At 62.4% G+C, this 25,931-nt stretch carries 27 protein-coding genes, 1 tRNA gene and 2 rRNA genes (1 of these 30 only partly in view); 13 read left to right on the plus strand and 17 right to left on the minus strand.

Translation table 11 applies throughout. The features are described 5' to 3' along the window. The 3 genes from K426_RS00330 to K426_RS00340 form a co-directional block, all read left to right on the plus strand. A 23S ribosomal RNA gene (locus K426_RS00330) occupies positions 1-2,481 on the plus strand; it begins 332 nt to the left of the window's first position. Between the two features lie 130 nt (positions 2,482-2,611). Beyond that, a 5S ribosomal RNA gene (rrf, locus tag K426_RS00335) occupies positions 2,612-2,726 on the plus strand. Between the two features lie 76 nt (positions 2,727-2,802). Then, positions 2,803-2,879, plus strand: a tRNA-Met gene (locus K426_RS00340). A 97-nt stretch (positions 2,880-2,976) separates the two neighbouring features. Here K426_RS00340 and tnpC read toward each other — a convergent pair. The 4 genes from tnpC to pgeF form a co-directional block, all read right to left on the minus strand. Beyond that, a complete protein-coding gene (gene tnpC / locus K426_RS00345; protein WP_082748335.1) occupies positions 2,977-4,590 on the minus strand; it encodes an IS66 family transposase in 1,614 nt (537 codons plus the stop codon). A 60-nt stretch (positions 4,591-4,650) separates the two neighbouring features. Next, positions 4,651-4,998 (minus strand): IS66 family insertion sequence element accessory protein TnpB, encoded by a 348-nt coding sequence (gene tnpB, locus K426_RS00350; RefSeq protein WP_030541462.1) that lies wholly within the window; start codon positions 4,996-4,998, stop codon positions 4,651-4,653. Next, positions 4,995-5,324 carry a transposase gene (locus K426_RS00355; RefSeq protein ID WP_066552878.1) on the minus strand — a complete coding sequence of 110 codons (330 nt, stop codon included), beginning with the start codon at positions 5,322-5,324 and terminating at the stop codon, positions 4,995-4,997. The genes tnpB and K426_RS00355 overlap by 4 nt, the downstream gene beginning before the upstream one ends. Before the next feature lie 576 nt (positions 5,325-5,900). Next, positions 5,901-6,662, minus strand: coding sequence for a peptidoglycan editing factor PgeF (gene pgeF / locus K426_RS00360; RefSeq protein ID WP_066552881.1), 762 nt, complete (start codon positions 6,660-6,662; stop codon positions 5,901-5,903). A 163-nt stretch (positions 6,663-6,825) separates the two neighbouring features. Here pgeF and K426_RS00365 point away from each other — a divergent pair, with 163 nt between their 5' ends. Continuing rightward, the gene (locus K426_RS00365) at positions 6,826-8,442 is read left to right on the plus strand and encodes an amino acid permease (RefSeq protein ID WP_066552883.1); all 1,617 of its coding nucleotides are present in this window, start codon (positions 6,826-6,828) and stop codon (positions 8,440-8,442) included. Positions 8,443-8,479: 37 nt separating this feature from the next. Here the strand turns inward: K426_RS00365 and K426_RS00370 are convergent, their stop codons facing one another. Then, on the minus strand, positions 8,480-9,754 hold the full coding sequence (locus K426_RS00370; protein ID WP_066552885.1) for a multidrug effflux MFS transporter: 1,275 nt from the start codon (positions 9,752-9,754) through the stop codon (positions 8,480-8,482). A 199-nt stretch (positions 9,755-9,953) separates the two neighbouring features. Between K426_RS00370 and K426_RS00375 the strand changes: the two genes are divergently transcribed. Beyond that, positions 9,954-10,250, plus strand: a complete 297-nt coding sequence (locus tag K426_RS00375) for an SEL1-like repeat protein (protein ID WP_066552888.1) — start codon at positions 9,954-9,956, stop codon at positions 10,248-10,250. Positions 10,251-10,364: 114 nt separating this feature from the next. Here the strand turns inward: K426_RS00375 and htpX are convergent, their stop codons facing one another. Then, entirely contained in the window at positions 10,365-11,282 is a 918-nt protein-coding gene (htpX, locus tag K426_RS00380) for a zinc metalloprotease HtpX (protein ID WP_197672739.1), read from the minus strand. A gap of 105 nt (positions 11,283-11,387) precedes the next feature. Here htpX and K426_RS29995 point away from each other — a divergent pair, with 105 nt between their 5' ends. From K426_RS29995 to K426_RS00390, 3 genes are all read left to right on the plus strand, one after another. Beyond that, positions 11,388-11,561 (plus strand): DUF1674 domain-containing protein, encoded by a 174-nt coding sequence (locus K426_RS29995; RefSeq protein ID WP_082748337.1) that lies wholly within the window; start codon positions 11,388-11,390, stop codon positions 11,559-11,561. Between the two features lie 199 nt (positions 11,562-11,760). After that, positions 11,761-12,189, plus strand: coding sequence for a hypothetical protein (locus K426_RS00385; RefSeq protein ID WP_066552892.1), 429 nt, complete (start codon positions 11,761-11,763; stop codon positions 12,187-12,189). 86 nt (positions 12,190-12,275) lie between these two features. After that, entirely contained in the window at positions 12,276-13,175 is a 900-nt protein-coding gene (locus K426_RS00390; RefSeq protein ID WP_066552894.1) for a UTP--glucose-1-phosphate uridylyltransferase, read from the plus strand. An 84-nt stretch (positions 13,176-13,259) separates the two neighbouring features. On the opposite strand, the gene K426_RS00395 is transcribed toward K426_RS00390, so the two are convergent. The 5 genes from K426_RS00395 to K426_RS00415 are packed head-to-tail and all read right to left on the minus strand — an operon-like array spanning position 13,260 to position 16,511. Further along, positions 13,260-14,402 (minus strand): GNAT family N-acetyltransferase, encoded by a 1,143-nt coding sequence (locus tag K426_RS00395; protein WP_066552898.1) that lies wholly within the window; start codon positions 14,400-14,402, stop codon positions 13,260-13,262. Continuing rightward, entirely contained in the window at positions 14,395-15,120 is a 726-nt protein-coding gene (locus tag K426_RS00400; RefSeq protein WP_066552901.1) for a glycerophosphodiester phosphodiesterase family protein, read from the minus strand. Before K426_RS00400 ends, K426_RS00395 begins: the two co-directional genes overlap by 8 nt. Continuing rightward, a complete protein-coding gene (locus K426_RS00405; protein ID WP_066552904.1) occupies positions 15,104-15,565 on the minus strand; it encodes a RidA family protein in 462 nt (153 codons plus the stop codon). Before K426_RS00405 ends, K426_RS00400 begins: the two co-directional genes overlap by 17 nt. After that, on the minus strand, positions 15,562-16,218 hold the full coding sequence (locus K426_RS00410; RefSeq protein ID WP_066552906.1) for a hypothetical protein: 657 nt from the start codon (positions 16,216-16,218) through the stop codon (positions 15,562-15,564). The genes K426_RS00405 and K426_RS00410 overlap by 4 nt, the downstream gene beginning before the upstream one ends. Beyond that, positions 16,215-16,511: a DUF3572 domain-containing protein gene (locus K426_RS00415; protein WP_066552908.1), complete on the minus strand. Its 297-nt coding sequence runs from the start codon at positions 16,509-16,511 to the stop codon at positions 16,215-16,217. Before K426_RS00415 ends, K426_RS00410 begins: the two co-directional genes overlap by 4 nt. 77 nt (positions 16,512-16,588) lie before the next feature. On the opposite strand from K426_RS00415, the gene K426_RS00420 reads away from it, so the two are divergent. Together K426_RS00420 and K426_RS00425 are read left to right on the plus strand one after the other, a co-directional pair. Next, entirely contained in the window at positions 16,589-16,951 is a 363-nt protein-coding gene (locus K426_RS00420) for a response regulator (RefSeq protein ID WP_176392264.1), read from the plus strand. A 182-nt stretch (positions 16,952-17,133) separates the two neighbouring features. Then, entirely contained in the window at positions 17,134-19,017 is a 1,884-nt protein-coding gene (locus K426_RS00425) for a PhoX family protein (RefSeq protein ID WP_066552910.1), read from the plus strand. A gap of 270 nt (positions 19,018-19,287) precedes the next feature. On the opposite strand, the gene rpmG is transcribed toward K426_RS00425, so the two are convergent. Next, entirely contained in the window at positions 19,288-19,455 is a 168-nt protein-coding gene (rpmG, locus tag K426_RS00430) for a 50S ribosomal protein L33 (protein ID WP_007687342.1), read from the minus strand. 233 nt (positions 19,456-19,688) lie between these two features. Between rpmG and K426_RS00435 the strand changes: the two genes are divergently transcribed. The 3 genes from K426_RS00435 (at position 19,689) to K426_RS00445 (ending at position 21,222) form a co-directional block, all read left to right on the plus strand. Continuing rightward, positions 19,689-20,021 (plus strand): hypothetical protein, encoded by a 333-nt coding sequence (locus K426_RS00435; protein ID WP_066552913.1) that lies wholly within the window; start codon positions 19,689-19,691, stop codon positions 20,019-20,021. Positions 20,022-20,043: 22 nt separating this feature from the next. Further along, positions 20,044-20,610: a TMEM165/GDT1 family protein gene (locus K426_RS00440; protein WP_066552915.1), complete on the plus strand. Its 567-nt coding sequence runs from the start codon at positions 20,044-20,046 to the stop codon at positions 20,608-20,610. 120 nt (positions 20,611-20,730) lie between these two features. Beyond that, positions 20,731-21,222, plus strand: a complete 492-nt coding sequence (locus K426_RS00445) for a Dps family protein (protein ID WP_066552916.1) — start codon at positions 20,731-20,733, stop codon at positions 21,220-21,222. Between the two features lie 59 nt (positions 21,223-21,281). Here K426_RS00445 and K426_RS00450 read toward each other — a convergent pair whose 3' ends face one another. The 5 genes from K426_RS00450 to cobS form a co-directional block, all read right to left on the minus strand. Beyond that, complete coding sequence (locus K426_RS00450; protein WP_066552919.1) at positions 21,282-21,752, minus strand: GreA/GreB family elongation factor; 471 nt, start codon at positions 21,750-21,752, stop codon at positions 21,282-21,284. Positions 21,753-21,867: 115 nt separating this feature from the next. Next, complete coding sequence (cobT, locus tag K426_RS00455) at positions 21,868-23,694, minus strand: cobaltochelatase subunit CobT (protein ID WP_066552921.1); 1,827 nt, start codon at positions 23,692-23,694, stop codon at positions 21,868-21,870. After that, a complete protein-coding gene (locus K426_RS00460; RefSeq protein WP_066552925.1) occupies positions 23,694-24,479 on the minus strand; it encodes a tyrosine-protein phosphatase in 786 nt (261 codons plus the stop codon). Before K426_RS00460 ends, cobT begins: the two co-directional genes overlap by 1 nt. Beyond that, positions 24,476-24,895, minus strand: a complete 420-nt coding sequence (locus tag K426_RS00465; RefSeq protein WP_066552928.1) for an OsmC family protein — start codon at positions 24,893-24,895, stop codon at positions 24,476-24,478. Before K426_RS00465 ends, K426_RS00460 begins: the two co-directional genes overlap by 4 nt. 5 nt (positions 24,896-24,900) lie before the next feature. Then, entirely contained in the window at positions 24,901-25,908 is a 1,008-nt protein-coding gene (gene cobS / locus K426_RS00470) for a cobaltochelatase subunit CobS (protein WP_066552930.1), read from the minus strand. Positions 25,909-25,931 lie beyond the last annotated feature (23 nt).

Raw genomic sequence — 25,931 nt, forward strand, 5'->3', positions numbered from 1 at the left:
TGGTGTTTAGTTAACAGAAGCCTCTGGAAAGTGGCGCCATAGCGGGTGACAGCCCCGTATGTGAAAGCGAAACATCAGGACTTGAGTAGGGCGGAGCACGTGAAACTCTGTCTGAACATGGGGGGACCACCCTCCAAGCCTAAATACTCGTACATGACCGATAGCGAACCAGTACCGTGAGGGAAAGGTGAAAAGCACCCCGATGAGGGGAGTGAAACAGTACCTGAAACCGGATGCCTACAAGCAGTGGGAGGGTCCTTGAGACCTGACCGCGTACCTCTTGCATAATGGGTCTGTGACTTAGTGTATCATGCAAGCTTAAGCCGTTAGGTGTAGGCGCAGCGAAAGCGAGTCTGAATAGGGCGATTGAGTATGATGCATTAGACCCGAAACCCGGCGATCTAGGCATGACCAGGCTGAAGGTGCGGTAACACGCACTGGAGGGCCGAACCGTTTAATGTTGAAAAATTATCGGATGAGTTGTGTTTAGGGGTGAAAGGCCAATCAAGCCGGGAAATAGCTGGTTCTCCGCGAAATCTATTGAGGTAGAGCGTCGGATGATTGCCGTTGGGGGTAGAGCACTGGATGGATGCGGGGGTCGCGAGATCTACCAACTCTAACCAAACTCCGAATACCAACGAGTCTAGTCCGGCAGACAGACGGCGGGTGCTAAGGTCCGTCGTCAAAAGGGAAACAGCCCTAACCTACAGCTAAGGTCCCCAAGTCACGTCTAAGTGGGAAAGCATGTGGAACTTCCAAAACAACCAGGAGGTTGGCTTAGAAGCAGCCATCCTTTAAAGAAAGCGTAACAGCTCACTGGTCTAAATAAGAGGTTCTGCGGCGAAGATGTAACGGGGCTCAAGACGTGCACCGAAGCTTAGGGTGTGATCGTTTACGATCACGCGGTAGCGGAGCGTTCCGTAGGCCGTTGAAGCCATCTGGTAATGGGTGGTGGAGGTATCGGAAGTGCGAATGCAGACATGAGTAGCGATTAACAGTGTGAGATGCACTGTCGCCGAAATTCCAAGGGTTCCTGCTTAAAGCTAATCTGAGCAGGGTAAGCCGGCCCCTAAGACGAGCCCGAAGGGGGTAGTCGATGGGAACCACGTTAATATTCGTGGGCCTGGTGGTGTGTGACGGATGGCGTAACTTGTTCGGCCTTATTGGATTGGTCCGGGCAGGGAAGTTGTCCCAGGAAATAGCCCCACCGTATAGACCGTACCCTAAACCGACACAGGTGGAATGGTAGAGTATACCAAGGCGTTTGAGAGAAGTATCCTGAAGGAACTCGGCAAATTGCCTCCGTACCTTCGGAAGAAGGAGGCCCCACATATGCGCAAGCACTTGTGGGGGGCACAGGCCAGGGGGTAGCGACTGTTTAGCAAAAACACAGGGCTCTGCTAAGTCGGCTTCAAGACGACGTATAGGGCCTGACGCCTGCCCGGTGCCTGAAGGTTAAGAGGAGGTGTGCAAGCACTGAATTGAAGCCCAGGTAAACGGCGGCCGTAACTATAACGGTCCTAAGGTAGCGAAATTCCTTGTCGGGTAAGTTCCGACCTGCACGAATGGCGTAACGACTTCCCCACTGTCTCCAGGATATGCTCAGCGAAATTGAATTCTCCGTGAAGATGCGGAGTACCCGCGGTTAGACGGAAAGACCCCGTGCACCTTTACTGCAGCTTCAGAGTGGCATTAGGAAAGAACTGTGTAGCATAGGTGGGAGGCTTTGAAGCGATGACGCCAGTTGTCGTGGAGCCATAGGTGAAATACCACCCTGTTGTTTTCTGATGTCTAACCTCGCACCGTTATCCGGTGCAGGGACCCTCTGTGGCGGGTAGTTTGACTGGGGCGGTCGCCTCCTAAAGAGTAACGGAGGCGCGCGATGGTGGGCTCAGGACGGTTGGAAACCGTCTGTTAGAGTTGCAATGGCATAAGCCCGCCTGACTGCGAGACTGACAAGTCGAGCAGAGACGAAAGTCGGTCATAGTGATCCGGTGGTCCCTCGTGGAAGGGCCATCGCTCAACGGATAAAAGGTACGCCGGGGATAACAGGCTGATGATTCCCAAGAGCTCATATCGACGGAATCGTTTGGCACCTCGATGTCGGCTCATCACATCCTGGGGCTGGAGCAGGTCCCAAGGGTTTGGGCTGTTCGCCAATTAAAGTGGTACGTGAGCTGGGTTCAGAACGTCGCGAGACAGTTTGGTCCCTATCTGCCGTGGGCGTCGAAATTTGAGAGGAGTTGACCCTAGTACGAGAGGACCGGGTTGAACATACCTCTGGTGTACCTGTCGTCCTGCCAAGGGCGCAGCAGGGTAGCTATGTATGGACGGGATAACCGCTGAAAGCATCTAAGCGGGAAGCCTCCCTCAAGATAAGATTTCTTCGAGCGGTCGTAGACCACGACCTTGATAGGCCGGATGTAGAAGTGTGGTAACATATGGAGCTAACCGGTCCTAATTGCTCTGATCGCGCCTGAGAGTCCCACCATCAATGACAGTGCTGGATAATCCCAGCGTCGCTCATCGAACGTGGTGATCAACCTCAAGCCAGATATATCTACCGTAAAATGCACGGCATCGATTGAAACCCAAAGCGCAAGCTTCATTGCTTGGTGACCATAGCGTCTGTGACCCACCCGATCCCATCCCGAACTCGGCCGTGAAACCAGTCTGCGCCGATGGTACTGTGGCTCAAGCCCCGGAAGAGTAGGGCGTCGCCAGGCATTGCAGCTCGCGCTTTGAAAACATATATATACCCATTCACATACAACATGCGGCCTCCGCAGCGATCTCTAGTGTCGCGGGATGGAGCAGCCCGGTAGCTCGTCAGGCTCATAACCTGAAGGTCGTAGGTTCAAATCCTACTCCCGCAACCAGAGGCCGCAACTCGTAAATTATAGCGCATAATGTCGGTCGGCTAGAGCTGACCCGTACGCGTGACATTTTCCGTATGCATTCGGAGAAGGCCGCGGATCAGGCGGCTTCGCGTTGATCCTCTGCGGTGCGCCAGTTCCAGGGAAGCAGTTCATGGAGACGGTTCTGAGGGATGTCGGCGATGCGGCTGAGCACATCGGCAAGCCAAGCCTGCGGATCGATGTCGTTGAGCTTCGCCGTGCCAATGAGGCTCAGCATGAAGGCGGTGCGCTGGCCGCCGCGATCTGAACCAGCGAAGAGCCATGATTTTCTGCCCAGGGCTATGCCTCGAAGCGCCCGTTCCGCCGCGTTGTTCGAGAGGCAGATGCGGCCATCATCGAGGAACGCAGCGAAGGCTGGCCATGCCTTGAGCATGTAATCCATGGCCTCGGCCACATCGCTGTTCTTCGATAGCTTGGACCGGTTGTCGCGCATCCATTCTTCCAGATCGGCAACGAGCGGGGCGCTGAGTTCCTGTCGAAGGGCGTGGCGCTCCTGGGCCGGTCTGCCGTTGATGGCGCGCTCAATGTCCAAGATCGCGTCGATACGGCGGACCGCCTCCACTGCCAGCGGCGAGATAACGGCCTTTTTGCGGCGCTTCTTGAGCTGCGCGGCGATATCGGCCAGCTCGAAGAAATAGCGGCGCGCGTGGCTCCAGCATAAGGCGCGGGTCAGCGGCGCCGGCAGTCTGTCGGCATGGAACAACGCATTGTAGCCGGCATATGCGTCAGCCTGAAGGATGCCTCTCCAACTGCGCAGATGTCCCACGGGATGCTCGCCCCGCCGGTCCCGGGAATAATGGAAGATCGCTGCGGGCGGTGCCGGTCCGCCAAAAGGTCGATCATCCCGAACATAGGTCCAGATCCGGCCCGTATCGGTCTTGGTCTTGGTCAGCACTGGCACCGTCGTATCGTCGCCATGCAATCGCTCGGCGGCAAGGACGTGGGCTTCGATCAGGAGATAGAGCGGCATCAGCGCGGCGGTGCAGGTGCCGACCTGATCGGCCAGAGTGGAAAGGCTCAGGTCCACGCCTTCCCGGGCATAGCGATCACGCTGGCGGTTAAGCGGTTGATGCGCGCCGAACTTCTCGAACAACAGCATCGCCAGGAAGCTGGGGCCAAAGAGCCCGCGGGGCGTGACGTGGAACGGCGCCGGCGGTTGGGTGATCTTCTCACAATCCCGGCAGGAGAACTTCTCCCGCACGGTCTGAACCACCTTCCACTGTCGCGGCACGACCTCAAGCGTCTCGGTGATATCCTCACCCAGCTTGCACAGCCGTTCTGAGCCGCAGCAGGGGCAGGCATCGGGCGCGGCGATGACGACGCGCTCGCGCGGCAGATGCTCGGGCAAGGCCTTGCGGGCGGGCCGCTTGCGCTCGAACGGTGCGACGTTGGTCTTCGCCGCTGCCAGGGCAGCCAGGAACTCATCTTCGCTGGCAGCGGTCTCGCACTCCTCGAAGGTCAGTTCCATCTGGTCGAGCAGATGGCGCGTGCGTTCGGATCGCTGGCCAAAAAGGGTGCGGCGCATCTTCTCGTTCTGCAGTTCGAGAAGGGCGTTGCGGGCTTCCAGGTCAGCGTTGATGGCCTTGATGCGGGCGACTTCAGCGGCGACAGCCTCGGCAGCGGCAAGCCGCTCGCGAAGGCTGTCGATCTCTGCTTGCGCTTCGGTCCCCATGGTCAATGACATAGCCGAAAAGCACCGGAATCCCTAGCTTCTTAGGTCATGCCGGGGCTTTTATCCGGCCAATGTCGGACGCCAGGTGGCCTGCGGATTACGCCAGTCGATCGCCTCCAACATGCAAGCCATCTGCGAGGGGGAAATGGCAATCACCCCGTCCACGGCCGAAGGCCAGATGTACTTCCCGCGCTCGAGACGCTTGGCATAAAGCGACATGCCGACACCATCATGCCAGATGATCTTGCAGAGGTCGCCGCGGCGTCCCCTGAAAATGTAGAGATCCCCGGCGAAGGGATCACGTCCGAAACTCTGCTGCACCTGCAGAGCCAGGCTGCGCATGCCGCGCCGCATGTCCGTGTGCCCCGTTGCGATCCATATCCGAACGCCGGAAGGAACTGGGATCACGGCTTGACCGACCGCAGCACTGCCGACACCAGCCCAGGTGATGCGCCAGCGGGAATGCGCACGATCGCCCGCTCAAACTCGACGGTGATCGCCGATCCGATCACTGGCACCGGATCGGCTTGCACCTGCACCTCGGCAAAGCCCTGCGCTGCCTGCCCCATCTGCCGCCGCCATCTGTAGATCTGGTTCGGCCGCAGATCGGCACGGCGGGCAATCTCCGCCACGTTCGCACCGGGCGCCGAAACCGCCGCGACCAGTTCGCGCTTCTGCTGGTCGCTCCATACCCGCCGCCGCTCCGGCCCCGAAATTACCGTGATCTGACTCATCGCACCGTCCTTAGTATCGGTGCAAACACCGGCGCTTGCACCGGTGCCATGTCAAAATATCAGCGGATCACCGCAAGGCGGCCCTCACCGGAGCGATACCATTTTCCTAACAGCTTTCGGTAGCCATCAACAAAGACCGTGTCGCTAATCAAAGCGAACAGGAGGCCTGGCAAGGCCTTGGCGCGTTTGCATGAGAATACTCTATAGCCCTCGGTCGGTTTGTCACGCCGCGTCCTGCGATTACCCCAGCAATTGCGCGCGATGCCGCTCGTCGATACGGAAACGATCCTCCGCCTATGAACCTATCTTGATGGGGTTCAGGCGCTAGGGTATTTGCCAATAACTCCTTGAAGGCCGGTCCTGCCCAACAACAGGCTCGCGACAAGTCGTTTGCGCCTGAGTAGGCGGCAGAAATATCTTCGATGATAGCAGGCTGCCTACGATGCCGATCTTTCGGGGTATCTTCGAGCCAGCCTTAAGCAAAAGCTGCCGCTTCCGTCAGCCTGAGATATTCTCAGATTATCATGCGGGACGAACATTCCCTGCTCGATACGCCGGCGGTTCCGACAGCATGCCTCATTCCCCCAACGCAATCATCGAAATCTGCCGGCCATAATCTGGCTCGCTGCGATGGCATGACCGGCGATAGCTGTAAAAGCGATCCGGCTGGCTATAGGTATCCTCGTCCAGCAGCTCGATCCGGCTGATCCCCGCCGCTGCCAGCCGTGCCGCCACATAGGCTGCAATGTCGAACTGGCAATGCCCTGTGCGCGCCGCAGTGAAGAAACGATCATTATCCGGATCCTCCGCCATAAAGCGTGCCGCGAAATCCAGCGTCACTTCATAGGACGAACGCCCGATGCACGGACCGATCGCGCAAGCCATCTGGTCGCGCGAGGCGCCCAGTGCCTCCATAGCAGCGATCGTCCGGTCCGTAACGCCGCCTAATGCGCCCTTCCATCCGGCATGCGCCGCGCCGACGACACCGGCCGCAGCATCAGCAAACAACACCGGCACGCAATCGGCGGTGAGAATCCCCAATATCAATCCCGGTCGATTCGTGACCATGGCGTCAGCCGCTGGCCGGTCGTCGGCGGAAATCGGCGCCGCGACCGTGATCACATCGGGCGAGTGGACCTGATGCACCGTCACCAGCGTCGCACCCGGCAACAGCGCGTCCCGCACCAGATCCCGGTTGCGCAACACCGCCTCCCGCTCGTCCTCCGACCCTAATCCGACATTCAGCCCCGCGTGAATCCCGGTCGAAACGCCGCCGCGTCGCCCGGCAAAACCGTGCACGACATCGCCCAAGCCCACCGCCCGCAGCAATTCGACCATGCTTCACTCCTTCATCACGCCATGGGAACCGCTTTTGAACCATGTCCTGAATGCGCAACATACTTGCGCACGCCGGATTAGACGATAGTCTCCGCTTCATCACAAAAGGGGAGCGGCTGCAACGGCCGCCCGAGCAAAAGACATCAAGATAAAGGGCTCCACCATGATCTTCGGGCGTATAAAGCCACTGGACGCGATATTGGCCACGGCCGAGAAAAAATCGCTTGTCCGCACATTGGGGCCGGTTCAACTGACGCTATTGGGGGTCGGCGCCATCATCGGCACCGGCATTTTCGTTTTGACCGCCGCCGCCGCGCAAAAGGCGGGGCCGGGCATGATGTGGAGCTTCATGATTGCGGGGGCCGTCTGCGCCTTCGCCGCGCTCTGCTATTCCGAAATCGCCTCCATGGTGCCGGTGTCCGGTTCCGCCTACACCTATACCTATGCGGTCGTCGGGGAACTGCTCGCCTGGATGGTGGGCTGGGCGCTCATCCTGGAATATGCGGTCGCCGCCAGCGCCGTTTCGGTGGGGTGGTCCGGCTATTTCATGGGCCTTGTTAAGAGCGTAACCGGGCTTGATCTGCCACAGGCGCTTTCCGCCGGCCCGGTCTGGACGATGAACGGCCTCATTCCGCAAGCCGATTTCACCCATGGCGTGATCAACATCCCGGCGATCGTCGTGGCGCTCGCCGTGACCGCCCTGTTGGTCATCGGCACCACCGAAAGCGCCCGCGTTAATGCCGTGCTCGTCGCCATCAAGGTGGCGGCGCTGACCGCCTTCATCATCCTGACGCTGCCCGTGCTCAAGACCGGCAATTTCTCGCCCTTCGCGCCCAATGGCTGGTTCGGGCCGGAAGGCACCAGCGGCATGGGCATCGTTGGCGCCGCCGCGTCGATCTTTTTCGCCTATGTCGGCTTCGATGCGGTTTCGACCGCGGCGGAAGAAACCAAGAACCCGCAGCGCAACGTCCCCATCGGCCTGATCGGCAGCCTTGCGATCTGCACCGTTTTTTACCTGTTGGTCGCGGCGGGCGCGGTCGGCGCGATCGGTGCGCAGCCCGTGCTGGGTCCGGACGGTTCAGTGGTGGCGCCCGGATCGCAGGGTTTTGCCGCCGCCTGTGCGACTGCTGCCCATGCTCAGGATCTCGTCTGCTCCAATGAAGCGCTGGCCCATGTGTTGCGCTCGATCAATTGGACGGTCGTGGGCAATGCGCTCGGCTTGGCCGCCAATCTTGCGCTGCCGTCGGTCATCCTGATGATGATGTTCGGCCAGACCCGCATCTTCTTCGTGATGGCGCGCGACGGCCTGCTGCCGGAAAAGCTCGCCAGCATCCACCCCAGGTTCAAGACGCCCCATATCGTCACCATGGTCACCGGCGTCTTCGTCGCCATCGGCGCCGCGCTGCTGCCTGTGGGTCAGCTCGCGGACATTTCCAATTCCGGCACGCTGTTCGCCTTCTTCATGGTGTCGATCGCCGTGCTGGTGCTGCGGGTGAAGGAACCGGGGCGGGCTCGTCCGTTCCGCACGCCCATAGTGTGGGCGATCGCGCCGACGGCGGCTTTCGGTTGCGTCTTCCTCTTCTTCAATCTGCCCGTCGATGCGCAGCTCGTCCTGCCGATCTGGGGTGGCCTGGGTCTCGTGCTCTATTTCGTCTATGGCTATCGCAAGAGCCATGTCGGGCGCGGGTTGGTCGAAACCCATGAACAGGATGTCGGCATTCCACCGATGCCGGTGCCGCCGATGCCCGGCGCGCATACGCCGGGCGGCCAGGACGCCTGAGCTACAAAAAAGGGGGCGGGTAGCACCGCCCCTTTTTTTAACGCAAGACTTCGAATTCGGGATCGCGCAATCCTGCATGATGCGGGCGGGTGAACATTTTCCCCCGTTCCGCCCACGCGACGATCAGGAAAGAGATCGAGCCGAACACCATCAATCCCAATGTCAGCGGCAATGTCGTCCCGTCAAAGGCATGGCCGATCAGGCTGCCCAGCGCGCTCGACACGGCGGTGGTGAGAAAAGCCTGAAAGGAGGAGGCGACGCCCGCGCCTCTGGCAAAGGGCTCCATTGAAATCGCGCTGAAATTGGACGCGGTAAAGGCGACCGTCATCATCGTCGACGCCTGGAGGATCATGAAGCTGACGATGGTTTCATGCCCCGTCAGGATCACCGTCAAATGCACGGCATTGATCAGCACCAGGCACAGCAACGCCGTCTGGCTCAATCGCCGCGCGCCGAAGCGGGAGACGAGGCGGCTGTTGAGCAGGCTGCCGATCCCCATGCTGCCGGCGATGGCGGCGAAGGCAAAGGGGAAGATTTTCTGCGCCCCGAAAATGTCGAAGAATATTTGTTGCACCGACAGGATGAAGCCGATCAGGCCGCTCATCACCACCCCGCTGGCCAGCATATAGCCGATCGAGCTGCGGGTGCGGATGATCGCGCCGACCGTCCGGAAAATCGCGCGCGCGCTCATTCGCAAGCGATTCTCCGGCAGCAGCGTTTCCGGCAGGCGCATCGCCATCCACAGCAGGATCAGGCTCGCCAGGATCGACAGCGCCCAGAAGATCCAGCGCCAGGGGGCGATCCACAATATCGCCTGGCCGAAAGTCGGCGCCATGACCGGGATCAGCATGAACACCGCAAAGATCAGCGACATGACCCGCGCCATCGCATCGCCCCGGAAGCGGTCGCGGACGATGCCGACGGTGATGACGCGGCTCGCGCCCGCGAAGAAACCGGCACAGGCGCGCCCGGCCAGCATCATGGTGAAACTGTGCGCGCCGGCGCAGGCGATGGAAGAGAGGATGAACAGCGCCATGGCGCTCCCCAACACGCGCTTTCGCCCGAATCGGTCGGACAGCACGCCGAACAGCAGAGAACCGATCCCCAGTCCCAGAAAATAGACGCTGATGATCAATTGCCGGTCATTGGGATGCGGGATCGCCAGATCCCGGCCGATGGCGGGCAGGGCCGGCAGCATCGGATCGATCGACAGCGCATTCATCGCCATCAGGCAGGCGCAGAGCATCACGAACTCGCGGAAAGCTATGTCCTTTCTCGCCTGTCCTGCGGGGATTTCGGGATGATCGGTCATGCCGGTGGCTATGGGGACAATCGGACGCTCGCGCTACCCTTTTTGTACCGTCCGGGCACGTTAACCCTGCTCCTCCGCGCATCGTTGGCATTTTCCTGGAAATTGGTTTTGAGCGCATTAACCATTTTTTATCCGCCGCCGGTGCAGCCTGCCGCTTGTCGAAAACCAGCAAGTCGAAATCCATGAGGGGGATTCGGTTATGGCCAATGGTCTGAAGAGCGCGCAATTTCTGATGCAAAGCCGTCTTTCGGGTGCGGCAAGCGGAACTGCGGAAGCCTGTTTCGATCTGGGGGTCGCCTATAGTTGCGGCACTGGCGGTTTGCCCGTCGACCTGATCGAAGCGCATAAATGGTTCAACCTGGCCGCCCTCAAGGGCAGCGAGGAGGGGCAGACGATGCGGGCGGAAGTGGCCGAGGAAATGTCGGCACGAGAAATCGCGGAAGCCCAGCGCCAGGCCCGAGCGCTGATCGCGACGACGCAATTGCGCGCCGCTTAGGTTTTATTCGGGGGCTGAGTCTGGAAATGCTCAGTTTCGGACATCAACAATCGTCATCCCAACGAAAGCCGGGATGACGGAAAAAAGTCCGCAATCCACCAATTCCGAGACGCTTTAGCTGCGCCGTAAAGGATCGAGGGCGCTCGATTTGCGCGTTTTGGAGGCCGCTGCTGCAGGTGAGAGGGCGGAGGTGCGCGTGCCCATATCCTGCGCCATGTCCTCCAGCGCGGCGATGCGCTTTTCCGTCGCGGGGTGAGTGGAGAAGAGCTCGCTCACATGCACCGGCACGATGTAGAGCTGGGCGGCGGCGGGATTGCGCTCCGCCACCGGGTTGGGAATCATTTCGGCGCGGCCGGCGATCTTGGCGAGGGCGGAGGCAAGCGCGCGCGGGTTGCCGCTGATCTCCGCGCCCGCCGCGTCCGCGCCATATTCTCGGGTGCGGCTGATCGCCATCTGCACGATCATCGCGGCGAAAGGAGCCACGATCACCGCCAGCAGCGTCGCGATCAGGTTGCCGTGGCCATTCTCCTGATTGCCGCCGCGGAAGAACAGGCCGAAATTGGCGAGCATCGAGATCGCGCCCGCAATGGTCGCGACCATCGTCATGATCAGTGTATCGCGATTGCGCACATGGCCCAGTTCATGCGCCATGACGCCAGCCACTTCGTCCCGGCTCAGCATCGAAAGCAGCCCGGTGGTCGCGGCGACGGCGGCATGCTGCGGATCGCGGCCGGTGGCGAAGGCATTGGGATGCGGCTCGTCGATCAGATAGACGCGCGGCATGGGAAGTTTCGCGCGCTGGGCCAGTTCCGCGACGAGGCCGTAAAATTCCGGCGCGCTGGTCGCGTCGACCTCCCGCGCATGGTGCATCGACAGCACGATCCTGTCGGCGTTCCAGAAGGTGAAGAGGTTCATGCCCAATGCCACCAGCAGCGCGATCACCGCCCCGCCGCTGCCGCCCAGCGTATAGCCCAATGCCATGAACAGCGCCGTCAGGGCCGACAACAGCATCACCGTCTTCATGCCATTCACTTGCGTAAATCTCCTTGGCGGCCCAGATAGCGGCCTTACTCTGAATATGGGGCGCCCCTGAATATGGGGTGACGATGACGCCCCCGCAATCGAAAGGATGGATCGATGGGAACCTTCAACGGCAAGCGCCCGGCGCATGTGAAGCCGCCCGCGCATCTGTCGAAAAGCCCGCCGGTGCCGCAACCCGATCCGATCGACAATCCGTCGCGCCATGACGAGTTATTGAGCCCGGTTCGCTATGGCGACTGGGAACGCAAGGGAATCGCTATCGATTTTTGATCCGGCCGTTAAAGACGGTTAACGGCTCATCGCTGTTTGGGCACAGTTGGCGATGGCCTGTGCCGCTGCTGCGAGCGACCCGGCTCCACCCCCCTAGCCTTTTGCACTGCAATACGGGCAGGCTCTGTCCCGAGCGGAAAGCAAAATATACCGGGGCGCGGATGAAGTGAACGTGGTTGCTGAAATTGCGGTAAGATCAGTGTCGGATTATGCGCCAGAGGATGCGGCGCTTCTGTGTGCAGTGGGTCGTCTGGTCTGTGCCTGGACGATGCTGGAACAGAGCCTGGAGGCGAAGATCGCGATAATGCGGGAAGCCATGGGGGATGTGCGGACCGTGGGTGCCCGGACTCGTCCGGGCATGACGAAGCTGATGACCGAACTGCGAACCATGGTGGCGATGCGGGACCGGCGCAATGCCGGCGCATTGATGGAAATATCGGATATCGAGCGCGACATGCAGAGGATCGACCGGTTCCGGTCGCTCATCATCGGCGGCTTTCAGCAGCCCGCGCCCGGCGGCTTTACATGCCGCGATGCGCGGAATAACCAGACGCATGTCTCGCTTGAGCAACTCGAAGCGGAGATTGCTTCCCTCGAAAGGGTGGCACAGCGCCTGCTGGCCGTCTGAAACGGAGTAAGCCATCTTCCGTGCTTGATCTTTATGCGGCGGAGGGCGAAGCCTATCCGCGCGCCTAGCGAGAAAACAGGAGCCTCATGTCCTACAAACCGATTCGCAAAGCCGTTTTCCCTGTCGCAGGTCTCGGCACGCGCTTTCTTCCGGCGACCAAGTCGGTGCCCAAGGAACTGCTGCCGGTCGTCGACCGACCGCTGATCCAATATGCGGTGGATGAGGCGCGGGAGGCGGGGATCGAGCAGATGATCTTCGTCACCGGCCGCGGCAAGGGCGCGATCGAAGATTATTTCGACATGGCCTATGAGGCCGAAGCCACCCAGCGCGAGCGGGGCAAGGATCTGTCCTCGCTGGACGGTACGCGGCTGTTGCCGGGCAATGCGGTGTTCCTGCGCCAGCAGGAGCCGCTGGGTCTGGGCCATGCCATCTGGTGCGCCCGCGACATTGTGGGCGATGAGCCGTTCGCCATCCTGCTGCCTGACGAGTTCATGAAGGGTGCGCCGGGCCGTGGCTGCCTGAAGCAGATGGTTGAGGCTTATGACAAGGTCGGCGGCAATCTGGTCTGCGCCCTGGAAGTGCCGATGGCGGAGACGCCGAACTATGGCGTGATCGATCCGGGCAAGCGTGACGGAGCGCTCACTGAGGTGAAGGGGCTGGTCGAGAAGCCGGCACCGGGCACGGCGCCGTCGAACCTGATCCTGCCGGGGCGCTATATCCTTCAACCGGAGGTGATGAAGATCCTGGAGACGCAGGAAAAGGGCGCTGGCGGAGAGATTCAGCTTACCGACGCCATGGCTTCGATGATCGGGATGCAGCCTTTCCACGGCGTGACCTTCGATGGGCGGCGGTTCGATTGCGGGTCGAAGGCGGGTTATATCGAGGCGAACCTGGCGCTGGCGCTGGGGCGCGAGGATTTGGGCGAGCATATCCGCCGGTTCGCTCTGGCGGAACTGGGCGTCAGCGGGATTGCCGCCGCGGCCTGAGGGCGGTTTGCCTGTTTGCAGCCGGTCATTCGCGCGAAGGCGGGGATGGCCGGCTGGAGCAAGGGCAGGAATCCAGTCTCCGCGTCAGTTCCCTGTTTCGACCTTGCGAAAGGGAGTCCGATCGGTCAGCCAGAGCCGGTCCCGCTGCACACCCTGCCGCTCGGCCGCCAGGAAATCGGCGATCGCCCGGCGGAAACTGGCATTGGGGATGAAATGCGCTGAAAAGGTGGGCTCCGGCGCATAGCCGCGCGCCAGCTTGTGCCCGCCCTGGGCGCCCGCCTCCACCCGTTTCAGCCCGCGGGCGATGGCGATGTCGATCGCCTGATAATAGCATAGCTCGAAATGCAGATTGGGCACGTCCTCGGTGCAGCCCCAATAGCGCCCATAAAGCGTATCCGCGCCGATCAGGTTGAGCGCTCCCGCGATCGGTCGCCCCTGGCGCAACGCCAGCACCAGCAGCACCCGGTCGGCCATGCTCTCCCCCAGCATGGAGAAGAAGGCGCGGGTCAGATAGGGCCGCCCCCATTTGCGCGCCCCGGTATCCTGATAGAAGGTCCAGAATATATCCCAATGCGCCTCGGTCAGCGCCGCGCCGGTCAGGTGGACGATCTCCAGCCCCTCGACGGCGCGTTCGCGCTCCTTGCGGATATTCTTGCGCTTGGCGCTCGACAGGTCGGCCAGGAAGTCGTTGAAATCGCGATAGCCGCGATTGGTCCAATGGAACTGGCTGTCCTCCCGGATCAGCCAGCCCGCGGCCTCGAACAGCGCAACCTGCTCCGGCGCGATGAACGTCGCATGGGCGGAGGAGAGCTGATTCTGCTCCACCACCGCCTCGATCCCTGCGATCAGCGCCGGGGCGAGGCCTTCGTCGCGCAGCAGCAGCCTTGGCCCCGGCACCGGCGAAAAGGGCGCGGCGACCTGAATCTTGGGATAATATTGCCCGCCCGCCCGTTCCCATGCATCGGCCCAGCCATGGTCGAACACATATTCGCCCTGGCTGTGGGTCTTGCCATAAAGCGGCGCGGCGGCGGCGATCCGCCCGTCCGCTCCGTCGATCACCAAGGGCAAGGGCTGCCAGCCGCTATTGCCGCCGACGCTGCCCGAACGTTCCAGCGCGGCAAGGAAATCCCAGCTCATGAAGGGATTGGCATCTCCCGCGCAGGCATCCCACTGGTCGCGCGGCAATTCGGCCACGCCCTGGGCGAGGCGCGCCACGCATTCAGTCATGCGACCGCTCGAAGATGATCTGGTCGGCGTGCAGCGCAGCGCAGGCGCGCTCCTCCTCGCCGCGCACCGTCCATGTCAGCACGAGCATGCCCCGCCGGCGGGCATCGGTGGACAGGGACGAAGGCAGGTCGCGAATATCACAGGCAATAAAATCGGGTTTCGCGGTCCAAAGTGCAAGAGCGCGCGCGATTCTGCTGCGCTGGCCTCGCTTGCCCTGTTCGGTGACGACCAGCCCGCGCGCGACTGCGGGCCGGTGGCGCCGGAACCAGCTTATCGCCATGGGATTGAACGACATGACTGCCGCCAGGGTCTTGGGCCGCCGCGCCAGATCGTCGGCAACCGCTGCACAGATGGGGGCGACATGCCGCCCGTCCACCTTGATCTCGATAAGCAGCGGAACGTCCGTCCCGCACAGATCGAGCAAGGCTCGCAGGCGCGGAACGCTGCCGCCGTCGGGCAGCATCAGCCGGTCGATCGCCCCGGCGTCATGATCCGAAACCGTGCCCGCTTCGCCGGTCATGCGTTGCAACGCGGCGTCGTGGAAGACGATCGCAACGCCGTCGCGGCTGAGGCGCGCATCACATTCGATGCCGAAACCGCCGGCGATGGCGGCCGTGAAAGCCGCCATGCCGTTTTCGCTGACCCTGCCCCCGTGCAGCCCGCGATGGGCGAAGGGACGCGCGGTCAGGAAGGGGAAGGCGTCAGGCCGGGCGGACAAGGACGATCGCGTCGATCTCGACCACTGCACCGAGCGGCAGCACGGGCACGCCCACGGCGCTGCGAGCATGCTTTCCCGCGTCACCGAAAACCTCGACCATCAGTTCGGACGCGCCATTGGCGACCTTGGGCTGGTCGGTGAATTCGGGCGTGCTGCTGATGAAGGCGCCCAATTTCACGATTCGTTCGACCCGGTCCAGGCTGCCGAGCGCGGCCTTCATCTGCGCGATCAGGTTGAGGCCGCAGGCCCGCGCCGCTTTGACGCCGTAATCGAGGTCGCGGTCCTCGCCCAGGCGTCCCGTCATCAACTGGCCGTCGGACAGGGAAATCTGCCCGGAAATATGCAGCAGGCCGTTGGCTTCCACCGCCGCGACATAGGCAGCGACCGGCGCGGCGGCGGCGGGGAGGGTAATGCCCAGTTCGGTGAGGCGGGCTTCGATGCTCATGCGGATGCTCCTTGGATGGTTGGGAAAGAGTCGGGCGCCGGTCCTTCGGCCAGCCGGGCGGCGATCCAGGTTTCGGCGGCCGCCCAGTCGTCGATCCGGGCATGGGCCAGGGGCGCGGCGGCGACTTCGGCGGCGATCTCCGGCTCGCCCACCATATGCAGGCGCCAGACGCCGGGCGCATGATCCGCCACCGACCCATGATGTTCGGCCAGATCGTCGATGAACAGGGCGACGCTGGGTTGACGCTCCGCGACGATGGCCGCCAGCGGCCGCCCCTTGCCGCCCTGGTTCCAGTGAACCGGGAATGACAGACCGTGGGCCGCCAGTTGTTCCTCGCGCTGCCGGTGATGCCGCTGTGTGATATTGGTGAGCACCACGATGTCCGCGATTTGGCTCAGGCGGCCGATCGTCTCCACCGCGCCCGCGATCGGCGCTTGGCGATGCATTTCCGTATCGAAAAAGCCGATCAGCAATTCCCAGACCAGCGCGCGCTCCAGCGGCTTGCCGCTGTCCTTGTGACGCAGAGCCTCTGCAAAGCCGCGCTCGCGCATGTCGAAATGGACATTATGGCTTTCGTCCAGCCATTGCCGGAAGGGCACCACCATATGCAGCAGCACCTCGTCGCAATCGGTGATGATCAGTGGGCGGTTCATGCGGTGAGAGCCTCCTTCGCGGCGATCAGCGCCGTTGGCGTGCTGTCGATGCTCTCGGCACAGGCGATCAGGTCCGGCTCATGATCGGCCAGGAAAGCCAGCACCGCGCTCAATATCGCCGGATCGCCCACGCCTGCCCGTAGCGTATCGGCGTCCAGTCCAGTCAGGGCCAGCAGCCGGTCGGCACGGCGATCGTCCGCCAATGTCCAGGCCAGCGCCATCAGCGCCAGTACGGATGGCTCTCGAGCCTCGCTTGGACTATGTTGCTTGCCATGGTTAATGTCGGGACGCATGATTGATCTCAACGAAGGGCGGGCTTAGGGGGCGCGCTTCCAATATGTTTGCGGATTTCTCCAAACGCGGGTGACTGGTGGCAAAGCGCGTGCTCGTTGTCGAGGACAACGAACTTAATCTCAAACTTTTTTGCGACCTGTTGCGCGCACACGGGCATGAGGTGCTGCCGCTGCGCGACGGGCGCGACCTGCTGACGCAGGCGCGGGAGTTCCATCCCGACCTGGTGATCACCGACATCCACCTGCCGCATATCAGCGGCCTTGACCTCATCATCTCGCTGAAGCGGGACGCGCAACTATCCGCCGTGCCGATCATGGCGGTCACCGCCTATGCGGGCCATGGCGATGAGGATCGGATTCGCGGGGCAGGCGCGCAGGCCTATGTGTCCAAGCCGATTTCGGTGCTGCGCTTCGTCGAGCAGGTGAACGCGCTGCTTTAGGGCGTGTGGGCAGGGGTATAGGTCCGCAAACCGCCCATTTTCCCTCTGTCGCCACCCTGTCATATGGTTTTCATCGATCCGTCGCGCTTCCGCAGCCTTGCCGTCATCCGCCTCTGCCATGCCCCGTCCGCCAGGGCGCGGTGTCCAGCCGACAGCCCGAATTGTACATAGGGGTATCATCCATGTCTCATCTGACCGACGAGGCGCGCGCGGCCTTTCGCGATGCGCAGCCCAAGATCACTACGGGCGAAGACAGCCTGGAGTCGATCGTCGCCGCCAATCCGGCGCGCCGCACCATCCTGAAGAACGGCCTACTGGGCCTTTCCATGCTGCCGATGCTGGGCGCGCTCACGGCGTGCGGCGATGATGATGCTTCGGCCTCCCCCACGCCGACGCCGACCCCCCCCACACCGACACCGACTCCTGCGGCCAGCTATGCCATCAATTTCGCGTCGGTTGCGATCAACAGCAACGACACCGTCACCGTCCCTGCGGGTTACACCATTGACGTGCTGCTGAAGGCCGGCGATTCGGTCGAAACCGGCACCGCCTATGCGCCCGGCAGCTTCCCGAACAGCGCGACCCAGACCAACCTCTGGGCCGGCGGCAATCATGATGGCATGGAATTTTTCGAACTGTCGGGCGTCGATCCCAATGCGGGTGGTCTGCTGGCGATCAACCATGAGCTGCCGGACTATAACATCCTCTTTTCCAGCGGCACCTACACAGCCGCCACTGCCACCGCCGATCAGAAGGCGATCGCCCTGTCCGCCGTTGGCGTTTCCGTCGTGGAGATCGCCAAGGGCACGGACGGCAAGTTCGCGGTCAAAGCGGGTTCGCGCTTCAACAAGCGCTATACCGGCAACACCGATTATCGTGCCGGCGGTCCGGCCGCGGGCCTGCTCAGCTCGACCATAAGAGGCACGCTGAACAACTGCGCCTCGGGCCGTACGCCCTGGGGCACCTATTTGACCTGCGAGGAAACGACCAACAACTATATCGACACGACCCAGCCCAACAACAATTATGGCTGGGTGGTCGAGATCGACCCCTATCAGGAACTGGCCGCGCCGACGAAGCGCACCGCCATGGGCCGCTTCAGCCATGAGAATGTCGCCTATCTGAATGACGGCAACAACCGCGTCGCCTTCTACATGGGTGACGATTCGACGCCGGGCTGCATCTACAAATTCGTGCCCGACCGCGCCTATAGCACCAGCAACCGCGCATCGAACATCGATATGCTGGATTATGGCACGCTCTATGTCGCGCGCTTCAACGCCGACGGCACGGGTGAATGGCGCGCGCTGGTGCAGGGGCAGAACGGCCTTGTCGCCAATGCCTCCGATCCGGGCAATGTCAGCCAGTCGACCACGCCGCCGACCCCGACGACGGTCAGCTTCAACACCACCGCCGACGTCCTCATCAACACCCAGTCGGCCGCGCGCGTCGCGGGCGGCACGCTGATGGACCGCCCGGAATGGATCACGGTCGCGCCGAACCGCCAAGCGATCTTCGTGACCCTCACCAATAACAGCGGCCGCCGTGTCACCGACAATCCCAATCCGCGCACGACCAACCTGCATGGCCATATTCTGAAATTCCGCGAGAATGGCGATTCGCCGCTTGCCACCCGCTTCACCTGGGAAGTCTTCCTGCTGGCGGGCAATCCCAACCTTGCCGAAGCGAACCTCAAGGGGAATATCAGCGGCGATTATTTCTCCAGCCCCGATGGTCTGCGCATCGATCCGCAGGGCCGTCTGTGGGTGGAAACCGACCATAACCTCACCGGCAATGCGGGCACGCTGAACGGCGCGGCGGTCAACATGACGCAGGCCTTCGGCAATAATTCGATGTATCATGTCGACCAGACGAGCAAGGCGTCCAAGCGCTTCCTGGTCGGTCCTGCGGGCTGCGAGATCACCGGCATCGCTTACACGCCGGACCTCGAGAGCTTCTTCATCAACATCCAGCATCCGACCGGCAACTGGCCGGTCTCGGGGCAGCAGCCGCGCTCCTCGACCATTGTCGTCCGCCGCACGGATGGGCAGCCGGTCGGGAACTGAGGATTTGGCGCCGCATCGCCCCTGCTCTCCGGCGCAAGGAAGCCGTCCTTGCCTGCACCGCCCGATCGCGAGGAAGGCGATGCGCCGCCCTCGCTCTGAACCTCACAGGCAACAAGGAAAGGCCCGTTCCCTCAAGGGAACGGGCCTCTTCATTCGGGCGCCAGATTGTGGGATGTCGCATTTTCCGAGTCATCGACTGCGAACAGCCAATTTGAAAATGCTTCAGGCCGCAAACCCTGAAATCGTCAGGCGGCGTGAGCCGCCGTCAGATCACTTGATCTTGGCTTCCTTGAACTCGACATGCTTGCGCACGACGGGATCATATTTCCGGAAGCTCAGCTTCTCGGTCTTGGTGCGCGGATTCTTCTTGGTGACGTAGAAGAAGCCGGTGTCAGCCGAGCTGACGAGGCGAATCTTGACGGTTGCTGGCTTGGCCATGGCCTTAGTCCCTGGTCGTGAATATCGTGAAAAAGAAGAGCGGCCCCCAAATCTCTTGCGAGGAAGGGACCGCCCCGTTTCAGCGGTGCCCCATGAGGCAGATTCGGTTCCATGTCAAGGCGCGTGGTCTAACTCCTGCCGCCATGCTACACTTTACGCGGCCTTAACCGGCTCTGGTTCATGAAGGAGTCGGGGCTCAAGGACGAGGCCAGAGAACGGGGGGAGTCTTCTCCATGCGACATGATCCGATGTTGGCCATTCTTGTCGATCTGCTGGGGCGGGTCGACGGACTTGCGGGGGAACGGGGCCATGTGCCGGTGGCGCGGCTGCGTGACGAGATCGACCGGATTCGCCACATCGCGCGCGCCTTTCACCTCGATACGGTGGAATGCCTCGCGAGCACATTGCAATCGGCGCTGTCGTTGCAGGGGGCGGGGCCGGTGGTCATGTCCTATCTCGACCTGATGCGCGATGCGATCGCGGCGGAAATGCCGGAGGGGGATGTCATCCCGATGCCCGCGGTCGCCAAGCCCGTGTCGGCAACCGGCGCGCATCTGACCGCCTGAACCGAATCAAGACAGCCGCCGCATGGACGCATTGCTGATCGCCCTGCTCGGCTGCCTGTTGGGTGAGATTGGAGACAAGGGGCAGTTGCTCGCCCTGGCGCTGGCCATGCGTTTCCAGCGCGACGGCGCGGTGATCGCGGGGGTCGTCGCGGCCGCCATCGCCAATGCCGCCATCGGCGCGGCGGCGGGCGCCTTTCTGGCGCCGATGCTGGGGTCCGATGCCCGGCTGTTGTTCCTTTCGCTGGCGCTGATCTTCCTGGCTCTTGGCATGTTCTGGCCGACGAAGCAGCCCGATCCGCTGGCGGGCTGGCGGCTGGGGCCGTTTGTGACCACCGCGCTCGGCCTTTTCATCCTGGGCTTTGGCGACGGCGCGCAATTCCTGATCCTGGGCATAGCCGTGCGAACCGCCGATCCCTTTCTCGCCGCGACCGGGGGTGCCATCGGCATCATCGCCGCGACGATGCCCGTGATCCTATGGCGCGAGCAACTGTTCAAGATGCTCCCGCTACGCGCCATTCGCCGGGGCGGCGGGGGGCTGGTGCTACTCATCGGTCTGGCCGTGGCGGTATCGGCGCTGCATCTCGCCTGATCGAGCGTCTTCATCAGACTGACCGAAAATTCCGCCTTAAAATTCGTTGTTTGGCATGGCACCTTATCGGTGACAGTTCATTATATCTGCGAAACCAAGTCCCCTCAGCAGGAGCCAAGCATGACAGCCCCCGACCTCAAGACTCCGACGGATCTGCGCAGCAATGCGACCAAGTCGGTCGCGCAGGCGCTGAACGGCGTGCTCGCGGACAGCTATGCGCTGTATTTCAAGACCAAGAATTTCCACTGGCACGTATCCGGCCCGCATTTCCGCGATTATCATCTGATGTTCGACGAGCAGGCGACGCAGATTCTGGCCACCACCGATCTGATCGCGGAGCGGGTGCGCAAGACGGGCAACACCACGCTGCGCTCGATCGGTGACATTTCCCGCCACCAGTCGGTGGTGGATAATGATGCCGATTATGTCAGCCCCGGCGACATGCTGAACGAGCTGCGCGAGGACAATCTGAAGCTCGTCGAAGCGTTGCGCGCCGCCAAGGCAGCTGCGACTGAAGCGGGCGACAATGCGACCGAAGGCATTATCGACGACTGGACCGATCAGGCGGAAGAACGGGCCTGGTTCCTCTTCGAAGCCGGGCGCAACGCCTGACTGAATGCAAGAAGCCCTCCAGCCGAAACTGGAGGGCTTCTTCCTTGTTTGAGGGGGGCTTACTCGTCCGCGATGACCTCAATCGCCAGAATCGTGAGCGCACCCGGCTTGCCGCCAAAGTCGACGGTTTCGCCTTCCTCGGCATCCATCATCGCGCGGGCGAGCGGCGCCGAAAAAGCGATGCGCCCTTTCGTCGGTTCGGCCTCGTCGTCACCGACGATGTCGATCCGCTTCTCCTTGCCGCCCAGCCGGTAGGCCACACGGCTGCCGAAGGCGACAGCCTCCCCATCCGGCACCGGCCGCAATTCCGCCGTCGCCAGCCGTGTCCGCCAGTAACGCAGCTCGCGCTTCAGCTTCTTGGCGTCCTCCTCGGCCATGGCCTCGGTTTCGACCGCCTCCAGCGCTTCCACCTTCTCCCGCGTCAACCGCAGGCCGCGCGCCGTCACCCAATTGGGGCCGGGCGGTAACGGAATTTCGAAAGTGGGTTCCAGATGCTCCTCGTCACTCTCGCGACGAAAGGCGACACTCATTGCACTCTCCTGTCAAAACGCTCACTCGCGCTGACACGAGGTCGAAACTGCCGATCTTCTTTTCAAGGGAAGGCCCGGGGCTTCGACATCGCGGAAGCCCGAACGAGCAGGGCTTCTAATCTTCGTCGAACAGTCCGGCGAGCTGCTCCACCATGGTCCCGCCGAGCTGTTCGGCATCCATGATGGTCACCGCGCGGCGATAATAGCGCGTGACGTCATGGCCGATGCCGATGGCGACGAGCTGCACGGGCGAGCGGTTCTCGATCCACTCGATCACCTGACGCAAATGCCGCTCCAGATAGGTGCCGCTGTTGACCGACAGGGTGGAATCGTCGACCGGCGCGCCGTCCGAGATCACCATCAATATGCGGCGCTCCTCATTGCGCGCGATCAGGCGGCTGTGCGCCCAGAGCAGCGCCTCGCCGTCGATATTCTCCTTGAGCAGCCCCTCGCGCATCATCAGGCCCAGACTCTTGCGCGCCCGGCGCCAGGGTTCGTCGGCCTTCTTGTAGACGATGTGCCGCAGGTCGTTCAAACGCCCCGGCATCGGCGGACGCCCGGCGGCGAGCCAGTCCTCGCGGCTCTGCCCGCCCTTCCAGGCGCGGGTAGTGAAGCCCAGAATCTCGGTCTTCACCCCGCAACGTTCCAGGGTGCGTGCCATGATGTCGGCGCTGATCGCCGCGATGGAGATCGGCCGCCCGCGCATCGATCCGCTATTGTCGATCAGCAGCGTCACGACGGTATCGCGGAACTCGGTATCTCGCTCGATCTTGTAGCTCAATGAGCGCGTCGGATCGATCACGATCCGCGCCAGCCGCGCCGCGTCGAGCAGGCCTTCTTCCTGATCGAAGTCCCACGACCGCGACTGTTGCGCCATCAGCCGCCGCTGGAGCCGGTTGGCAAGCTTCGTCACCGCGCCCTGCAAGCTCACCAACTGCTGGTCGAGGAAGCCGCGCAACCGCAGCAATTCATCCTCGTCGCACAGATCCTCGGCGGTCACGACCTCATCATGAAGCTGCGTATAGGGCTTGTAGTCGAAGCCCGGCGGCAGGTCCGACATCGGCCGGTTCGGGCGGACCGGCATCATGCCTTCCTCGCCCATATCGTCCGCGCCTTCCTCGCTGTCGGCGTCGAACTCGTCGCTATATTCGGTCTCGCCGTCCTCGGTGTCGCCGCCCTGGTCCTCGGCCCGCGCCTCGGCAAAGGCGTCGCTGTCGCCGGCCTGATCCTCGCCGCTGTCGCCCTCTTCCTGTTGCTGCTCCTCGTCCTCGCCCTCTTCCTGGGCTTCCGAATCGTCGGTTTCAGGCGGCGTATCCGCGTCGATGAGCTGGAGATGCTCCAGCATGGCCGAGGTCAGCTTCTGAAAGGCCCGCTGATTGTCGATCGCCATGGCAAGCGCGTCGAGATCGGCCCCGGCCTTGTCCTCGATCCACTGGTCGACCATCGCCAGACCCGGCAGCACATCCTTGGGCGCGGCCTGTCCGGTCAGCCGTTCGCGCACCTTGAGCGCCAGCGCCGTCGACAAGGGCACCTCATCGGCGGAGCGCGCCCGGCGGATCGGATCGGACTTCAATTTCAGGTCGAGCGCATGGTTGAGGTTCGCCCGCACCCCCTCCATCGCCCGCGAACCGATCGCCTCGACCCGCGCCTGTTCGACCGCGTCATAGACCGCCCGCGCCGTCGCATCAGCCGGTGCGGCAGCATTGTGGATCTTCGCATTATGGTGCCGCAATTTCAGCGCATTGGCGTCCGCAAAGCCGCGCGCCAGCGCCACCTGTTCGGCGGGCAGGTTGCGTCCCGGCATCGGCACCTTGATCGCCTTGCCCGCCATATGCGGGGTGTCGGCGGTGAAGTTCACCTCCACCTCCGCGTCGCGCGCGATCGAACGCGCCGCGCCCGACAGCACGTCCTTGAAGGCATCGAGGGGCGAACGGTCGGCCATCAGTCCAGCAACATCCCGCGCATGGCGTCCCGCGCCGTGGCGTCCACGCCCAGCACGTCGTTCAGATAGCCGTCCACGCCGCCATGCTTTTCATCCAGCGTCGCGAACAACGTATCCAGATAGACGGCTTCGGCCTGCAACAAGGGTTCGAGCATATCGGTCTTCGTCAACCGCATCCGCGCCACCAGCGTGTTGCGCTGCGCCAGCAGCCAGTCCCAATCTGCATGGGCATTGGTCGCCAGATAATCCGCGACGATCGTCTGGCGCGGCACGCCCAGCGCCGCCAGGATCAGCGCTGCGCCGACCCCAGTGCGGTCCTTGCCCGCCGAACAGTTGATCAGCAGCGGCACGCGACCGTCCACGATCCGCGCGAACATGGCGCAGTAGGATTCGGCATGGTCCACCGGGATGACGCGATAAAGCGCGATCATCGTCTGCCGCATATCGTCCGCCGTCGCGCCGTCGCGCTTCAGCATCTCGCCCAGCAGGCCGCTGCTTTCCGTATAATCGCGGCAGAAATAATCGACCTCCGCCCCGTGCCAGCGCGTAGGTTCGGCCGTCCGTTCGTTGCCGCGGCGAAAATCGCAGATCGCCCTGATGCCGAGCGAACGGAGATGGTCCGCATCCCCATCCGTCAGCAGCGCCATCGTCCCCGACCGATAGAGCATGCCGCGCTTCACGCAGCGTCCGTCGGCGGTCGCATAGCCGCCGAAGTCGCGCAGGTTGAACGCGTTCTCCAAGGGCAGGCGGCCTTCCTCCGGTGTCAGGGCGAAAGTCTCGCTCATGGCCGCTCGCCCTCCCCGACATAGGGCACGGCGATGGTTTCGATCTGCGTCTCGACCTCGCTCATCAGCTTGTGCACCGGGCATTTCGCGGCCACGGCGATCAGCTTGTCGTGCTGCTCCTCACTCAACGGACCGGAGAGCGCGATGCGCGTCGTCAGCTTGTAGATGCCCTGCCGCTCCTGGCTCGCATCCCGAACCACGCCGACATGGATGCCCTCGACCGGAATGCCGTTGCGCTGCGCATACCAGAGCATGGTCATCGCCTTGCACGCGCCCAAGGCCGAATCGTAAAGATCATGCGGGTCCGGCCCGGCATCATGGCCGTCCGGCGCCGTCATATCGACGGTCAGTTCATGGCCGCGAATGCTGATCCGATGAGCCGTATCCTCGGGCGAAATCCGTTCGACGACAATCATGGCGCTCAGGCCGCCCGGTGGGCGACGCTTTCGGGCAGATCCTTGCCGAAGACGCGCTGATAATATTCGGCCACCAGCGGCCGCTCTGCCTCATCGCATTTGTTGAGGAAGCTCAGGCGGAAGGCGAAGCCGATATTCTTGAAGATCAGCGCATTCTGCGCCCAGCTTATCACGGTGCGCGGCGACATCACGGTCGAGATATCGCCGTTGATGAAGCCCTGGCGGGTCAACTCCGCCACCTTGATCATATTCTCGACTTCCTTGCGGCCGCCTTCATGGTCGTACTCGCCGGACTTGGCGAGCACCACCTGCGCCTCGGTCGCGGCGGGCAGATAGTTCAGCGCCACCACCAGGTTCCAGCGGTCCATCTGGCCCTGGTTGATCTGCTGCGTGCCGTGATAAAGGCCGGTCGTGTCGCCCAAACCCACGGTATTGGCGGTCGCGAACAGACGGAACCAGGGATTGGGCCGGATCACCCGATTCTGGTCGAGCAAAGTCATCTTGCCGTCTGTTTCCAGCACGCGCTGGATCACGAACATCACGTCCGGGCGGCCCGCATCATATTCGTCGAACACCAAAGCGACCGGCCGCTGCAACGCCCAAGGGAGCAGGCCTTCGCGGAATTCCGTCACCTGCTGCCCGTCCTTCAGGACGATGGCGTCGCGCCCGACCAGGTCGATGCGGCTGATATGCGCGTCCAGGTTGATGCGGATGCACGGCCAGCGCAGGCGCGCCGCGACCTGCTCGATATGGCTCGACTTGCCGGTGCCGTGATAGCCCTGCACCATCACGCGGCGGTTATAGGCAAAGCCCGCCAGGATCGCGAGCGTGGTGTCCGGGTCGAACACATAGGCGGGGTCAAGGTCGGGCACCCGCTCATCGGCTTCCGAAAAGGCCGGGATCTTCATGTCGACATCGATGCCGAACACGTCGCGCGCATCGACTTCGCGGTCGGGCGAGGCCAACAGCGTTTCGGCGCGGGTATCGGGCTGGACGTTCGGGATGTCGGTCATCTTCTAATCTCTTTGAACGGTCT

The sequence above is a fragment of the Sphingobium sp. TKS genome (assembly GCF_001563265.1).
Lineage (GTDB): Bacteria > Pseudomonadota > Alphaproteobacteria > Sphingomonadales > Sphingomonadaceae > Sphingobium.

Excerpts from the sequence above, each read along its gene's own strand:
- tnpC (WP_082748335.1), bottom strand. The coding sequence starts at position 4,590 with ATGGGGACCGAAGCGCAAGCAGAGATCGACAGCCTTCGCGAGCGGCTT.
- K426_RS00355 (WP_066552878.1), bottom strand. The coding sequence starts at position 5,324 with ATGAGTCAGATCACGGTAATTTCGGGGCCGGAGCGGCGGCGGGTATGG.
- pgeF (WP_066552881.1), bottom strand. The coding sequence starts at position 6,662 with ATGGTCGAATTGCTGCGGGCGGTGGGCTTGGGCGATGTCGTGCACGGT.
- K426_RS00365 (WP_066552883.1), top strand. The coding sequence starts at position 6,826 with ATGATCTTCGGGCGTATAAAGCCACTGGACGCGATATTGGCCACGGCC.
- K426_RS00370 (WP_066552885.1), bottom strand. The coding sequence starts at position 9,754 with ATGACCGATCATCCCGAAATCCCCGCAGGACAGGCGAGAAAGGACATA.
- K426_RS00375 (WP_066552888.1), top strand. The coding sequence starts at position 9,954 with ATGGCCAATGGTCTGAAGAGCGCGCAATTTCTGATGCAAAGCCGTCTT.
- K426_RS29995 (WP_082748337.1), top strand. The coding sequence starts at position 11,388 with ATGGGAACCTTCAACGGCAAGCGCCCGGCGCATGTGAAGCCGCCCGCG.
- K426_RS00390 (WP_066552894.1), top strand. The coding sequence starts at position 12,276 with ATGTCCTACAAACCGATTCGCAAAGCCGTTTTCCCTGTCGCAGGTCTC.
- K426_RS00395 (WP_066552898.1), bottom strand. The coding sequence starts at position 14,402 with ATGACTGAATGCGTGGCGCGCCTCGCCCAGGGCGTGGCCGAATTGCCG.
- K426_RS00405 (WP_066552904.1), bottom strand. The coding sequence starts at position 15,565 with ATGAGCATCGAAGCCCGCCTCACCGAACTGGGCATTACCCTCCCCGCC.
- K426_RS00410 (WP_066552906.1), bottom strand. The coding sequence starts at position 16,218 with ATGAACCGCCCACTGATCATCACCGATTGCGACGAGGTGCTGCTGCAT.
- K426_RS00415 (WP_066552908.1), bottom strand. The coding sequence starts at position 16,511 with ATGCGTCCCGACATTAACCATGGCAAGCAACATAGTCCAAGCGAGGCT.
- K426_RS00425 (WP_066552910.1), top strand. The coding sequence starts at position 17,134 with ATGTCTCATCTGACCGACGAGGCGCGCGCGGCCTTTCGCGATGCGCAG.
- rpmG (WP_007687342.1), bottom strand. The coding sequence starts at position 19,455 with ATGGCCAAGCCAGCAACCGTCAAGATTCGCCTCGTCAGCTCGGCTGAC.
- K426_RS00435 (WP_066552913.1), top strand. The coding sequence starts at position 19,689 with ATGCGACATGATCCGATGTTGGCCATTCTTGTCGATCTGCTGGGGCGG.
- K426_RS00440 (WP_066552915.1), top strand. The coding sequence starts at position 20,044 with ATGGACGCATTGCTGATCGCCCTGCTCGGCTGCCTGTTGGGTGAGATT.
- K426_RS00445 (WP_066552916.1), top strand. The coding sequence starts at position 20,731 with ATGACAGCCCCCGACCTCAAGACTCCGACGGATCTGCGCAGCAATGCG.
- K426_RS00450 (WP_066552919.1), bottom strand. The coding sequence starts at position 21,752 with ATGAGTGTCGCCTTTCGTCGCGAGAGTGACGAGGAGCATCTGGAACCC.
- cobT (WP_066552921.1), bottom strand. The coding sequence starts at position 23,694 with ATGGCCGACCGTTCGCCCCTCGATGCCTTCAAGGACGTGCTGTCGGGC.
- K426_RS00460 (WP_066552925.1), bottom strand. The coding sequence starts at position 24,479 with ATGAGCGAGACTTTCGCCCTGACACCGGAGGAAGGCCGCCTGCCCTTG.
- K426_RS00465 (WP_066552928.1), bottom strand. The coding sequence starts at position 24,895 with ATGATTGTCGTCGAACGGATTTCGCCCGAGGATACGGCTCATCGGATC.
- cobS (WP_066552930.1), bottom strand. The coding sequence starts at position 25,908 with ATGACCGACATCCCGAACGTCCAGCCCGATACCCGCGCCGAAACGCTG.